At 72.7% G+C, this 3,399-nt stretch carries 4 protein-coding genes and 1 pseudogene; 2 read left to right on the top strand and 3 right to left on the bottom strand.

Annotated elements, in window-relative coordinates; translation table 11 throughout:
* The first annotated feature begins 402 nt into the window (after positions 1–402).
* Both ACFU99_RS38125 and ACFU99_RS38120 read left to right on the top strand, forming a co-directional pair.
* The gene (locus tag ACFU99_RS38125; protein ID WP_384401629.1) at positions 403–594 is read left to right on the top strand and encodes an antitoxin; all 192 of its coding nucleotides are present in this window, start codon (positions 403–405) and stop codon (positions 592–594) included.
* Between the two features lie 148 nt (positions 595–742).
* The gene (locus ACFU99_RS38120; RefSeq protein ID WP_384401627.1) at positions 743–1,045 is read left to right on the top strand and encodes a hypothetical protein; all 303 of its coding nucleotides are present in this window, start codon (positions 743–745) and stop codon (positions 1,043–1,045) included.
* Here the strand turns inward: ACFU99_RS38120 and ACFU99_RS38115 are convergent.
* The 3 genes and pseudogenes from ACFU99_RS38115 to ACFU99_RS38105 all read right to left on the bottom strand — a co-directional run.
* Positions 993–1,769: an SDR family NAD(P)-dependent oxidoreductase gene (locus tag ACFU99_RS38115; protein ID WP_384401624.1), complete on the bottom strand. Its 777-nt coding sequence runs from the start codon at positions 1,767–1,769 to the stop codon at positions 993–995. The genes ACFU99_RS38120 and ACFU99_RS38115 overlap by 53 nt on opposite strands.
* Before the next feature lie 36 nt (positions 1,770–1,805).
* A complete protein-coding gene (locus ACFU99_RS38110; RefSeq protein ID WP_384401621.1) occupies positions 1,806–2,600 on the bottom strand; it encodes an Fpg/Nei family DNA glycosylase in 795 nt (264 codons plus the stop codon).
* 131 nt (positions 2,601–2,731) lie between these two features.
* A pseudogene (locus ACFU99_RS38105) lies at positions 2,732–3,399 on the bottom strand (DEAD/DEAH box helicase); the annotation flags it as partial.

Here is a 3,399-nt window from a genome sequence, read left to right as displayed (position 1 = left end):
GGGCAGCCGTAGACGGTGTCGGCCACGGCGGCCGGAGCGGCCGAGGCCGGGGCGGCGACGGCCGCCCCTGCGGCCGGCATCGCCAGGACGGATACGAACGCGCCGAGCAGGCGCCGCAACACGCGCTTGGACACGGAGAGTTCCCCCTCGAAGTGACGGTTCGGAACGAACGCCGGGCACACTATGCCCGCGCATCACTTCCCCGCCGCCCTTCACCCGCTCCGGCCGAAACCGTGCTCGCTTACCGGCCATGCGGTGATCGGATTGGGCGCAGTCCTGTTCCGTAAATGGTGTTTCGGCTGGTGAGGCGGGTGCGGAGGTCGGTGCCCCGTGGTGCGGATGCGGGATTCGGGTCTGTCGGTGATGCTGAGGAGCACAGGTCCATAAGCAAGGAGGTTGATCATGTCCATGCTTGACAAGCTCAAAGGGCTGATCAAGGGCCACGAGGACACCGCCCGCAAGGGAGTCGACAAGGCGGGCGACGCGTTCGACCAGAAGACCGGCGGCAAGTACAGCGGCCAAGTCGACAGCGCCCAGCAGAAGATCAACGACCAGATGGGATCGGGGGACGACGACCGGCGGTCCGGTTCCTGACGGCTCGCGTCGGCCGCGGCGGGCCGGTGCCGGTGGCGGCGCCGGGGGCGTACGGGCGCGTGCGTACGTATCGCACGCTGCCACTGCCCCCGGTGCGCCCTCCCGAGATGGTGGAGCGCCGGTCTAGCGTCGGCCGAAGGAGGCAGCCATGGCCTGGCGTGACTTCTGGGGCTTGTGCCGGTCTCGCGGGCCGGTGGGGCGGGCGTCGGCGTTCGTCGTCGGCGGCATGTGGTGGTGGGCCGCGCTCCGGCTGGTCGTGGAGCCGGGCCGGGCCGGCTTCGTCGAAGGGGCCGTCGCCGCCGGGGGCTGGGGGTTGAGCCTGTTGCCGGTGCACTGCGTGCCGTGGTCGAAGAAGGACGGCCGCAAGGGACGTGAGGGCGTTGGTGCGGCGGCCGAGGTCACCACGGCATGTGGACGCCGCCGTTGGGGCGGAGGAGCTGGCCGGTCGTGAAGGACGAGGCGTCCGACGCCAGGTGCAGCACCGCATGCGCGATGTCCTCCGCCTCGCCGACGCGGCCGAGCGGGGACATCCGCGCCATCCGCTGCTGCCCGGTTTTCTCCGTGTCGTCGACGTGCCGGTCGGTCATGGGCGTACGGATCCAGCCCGGTGCGACGGCGTTGACGCGGATGCCGTGCGGGCCGACCTCCGAGGCGAGGGTCTTGGTGAGCTGGTAGACGGCGGCCTTGGCCACGCCGTAGCAGAGCAGTTCGGGGACTCCGGTGTCGATCACTCCGGAGGTCATCGTGACGATGCTGCCGCCGTTCCCCTGGGCGATCATCGCGCGCGCCGCCTCCTGACAGCCGTACAGCACGCCCTTGAAATTGACGGCCAGCACCCGGTCGAGGTCTTCGTCGGAGGTGTCCAGGACCGTGCTGCGGTGCATGACGCCCGCGATGCTGGCCATGATGTCGAGGCGGCCGTCGGCTCGTACGGATTCCTCCACGACCGCCGCCACTTGGGTCCGGTCGCTGACGTCGAGCGGATGGGCGCGGGCACTGCCGCCGCCCTTGCGGATCTCTTCGGCAGTCTGCTCGGCGCCCTGCGCGTCGAGGTCGGCGCAGTGGACCGAGGCCCCGGCCTCGGCCAGCAGGAGCGCCGTGGCGCGGCCGATTCCGCTGGCGGCGCCGGTGATCAGGGCGGTGCGTCCGGTGAGGTCGTACGCCGTGAGGGGCATGTCGGGACCGTACGACCGAATCTGACGGATCGTCAACTAGTTGGCGGGCTCCGGCTGGCAGCGCGGGCACCAGTAGGTGAGGCGTTCCTGGCCGCCGCTGCCCTGGTCGGCGACGCGGACGGGGGTCGCGCACCGCAGGCACGGCCGTCCGGCCCGCCCGTACACCCATAGACGGCGGTCCCGGCGCGGATCGGCGGTGGTGACGCGGGAAGGGCGGGACTTGTTGACTTCGAGCAGTTTCTTCGCGAGCGCCGGAAGCCGCTCGGGGGCCGGGAGCAGGCCCGTCGGCAGCCACGGGGAGACGCGCAGCAGGAAGCACAGCTCCGACTTGTACACATTGCCGATGCCGGCCAGGTTGCGCTGGTCCAGCATCGCCTCGCCGACGGTACGGGCCGGGTCGGCGAGCAGTCTGCGCAGCGCCTCGTCGGGGTCCCAGTCGGGGCCGAGCAGGTCGGGGCCCAGATGGCCGACCGCCTTCGGCTCGTCGGCGGTGCGCAGCAGGTCCAGGACCGGCAGGCGGTAGCCGACGGCGGTGCGGTCCTCGGTGCCGAGGATGGCGCGGATCTGGTGCTCGGGTCCGCCGCGCCACCGGTCGCCGGGGGCGTAGATCTGCCAGGAGCCCTCCATGCGCAGGTGCGAATGGAGAGTGAGGCCGCCCTCGACGCGGGTCAGCAGATGTTTGCCGCGCGCCGTCACGTCGGTGACGAGGCGGCCCGTGAGGTCGGAGGTCGCCAGGCGCGGTACGCGCAGGTCGCAGCGGACCAGGCGGTGGCCCGCGAGGGCCTGATGCAGGCGGTGTGCGGCACGCCAGACGGTGTCTCCTTCGGGCATACGGACCATGATGCCGCGCGGGTCGCCGTGTTCGGCTCAGCGCCGTCCCCGGGACGCTCAGCCGAACGCCCCGGGGGTGTTCCGAGGGCACGCTGAAGGGGAACCGCGTGCGCCCGTTCCAATGCTTCTGCTCATGGTGCGCGCAGGCGCCACCCCCGTGGTGTGGCGTGGAACCCCGCGGACTCCAGTGCGCTGCCCAGGGGCGAGGAGAGCGCGGCGGAGCCGTTGATCCGCTCGACCGTGACCGTACCCAGGGCCCCCGCGCGGGCCGCTTGGGCCAGGGCCTGCGTCGCCGCCCGTAGCCGGGGCTCGTCCCCGGACTCGTCGTCCCGGGATTCCTCCGGCGGCCAGGCCAGGAGGGTCTTGCCGCCGCGCTCCATATAGAGAACCAGGTCGCCGTCGAGAAGGACGACCAGGGAGCCCGCCTTGCGGCCCGGTTTGTGGGTCACGCCCGGGGGCGGTTCCGGCCAGGGCAGGGCGGCCCCGTAGGCGTTGGCGGGGTCCGCCGCCGCCAGTACGACGGCGCGTCGGCCGTCCTTCACCCCCGGCCCGTCGCCGGTGACGGCGCGGTCGCGCGCGTTGCCCACCGCGCGCAGCCGGTCGACCGCGCCCTCCATGGCGAACTGGGCCGCGCCCAGCCCCTCGACCACATAGCCGCGCCGGGCCTGGCCGCTCTCCTCGAAGACGGACAGCACGCGGTACGCGGCGGAGAAGCCGCCCTCGACGCCCTCCGCGGCCACCGCGCCCCGCGTCACGACGCCGTGCCGGTCGAGGAGCGTACGGGCCAGGGCGTGGGCCC

The sequence above is a fragment of the Streptomyces sp. NPDC057654 genome, from assembly GCF_042800135.1.
In the GTDB taxonomy this organism is placed as follows: Bacteria; Actinomycetota; Actinomycetes; order Streptomycetales; family Streptomycetaceae; genus Streptomyces.
The sequence above is the reverse complement of the archived record's forward strand: the minus strand, read 5'-3'. Positions and strand labels throughout refer to the sequence as shown.

What these genes read in the sequence shown, in the direction of transcription:
- ACFU99_RS38125 (WP_384401629.1), top strand. Translation starts at nt 403, where the DNA reads ATGTCCATGCTTGACAAGCTCAAAGGGCTGATCAAGGGCCACGAGGAC.
- ACFU99_RS38120 (WP_384401627.1), top strand. Translation starts at nt 743, where the DNA reads ATGGCCTGGCGTGACTTCTGGGGCTTGTGCCGGTCTCGCGGGCCGGTG.
- ACFU99_RS38115 (WP_384401624.1), bottom strand. Translation starts at nt 1,769, where the DNA reads ATGCCCCTCACGGCGTACGACCTCACCGGACGCACCGCCCTGATCACC.
- ACFU99_RS38110 (WP_384401621.1), bottom strand. Translation starts at nt 2,600, where the DNA reads ATGCCCGAAGGAGACACCGTCTGGCGTGCCGCACACCGCCTGCATCAG.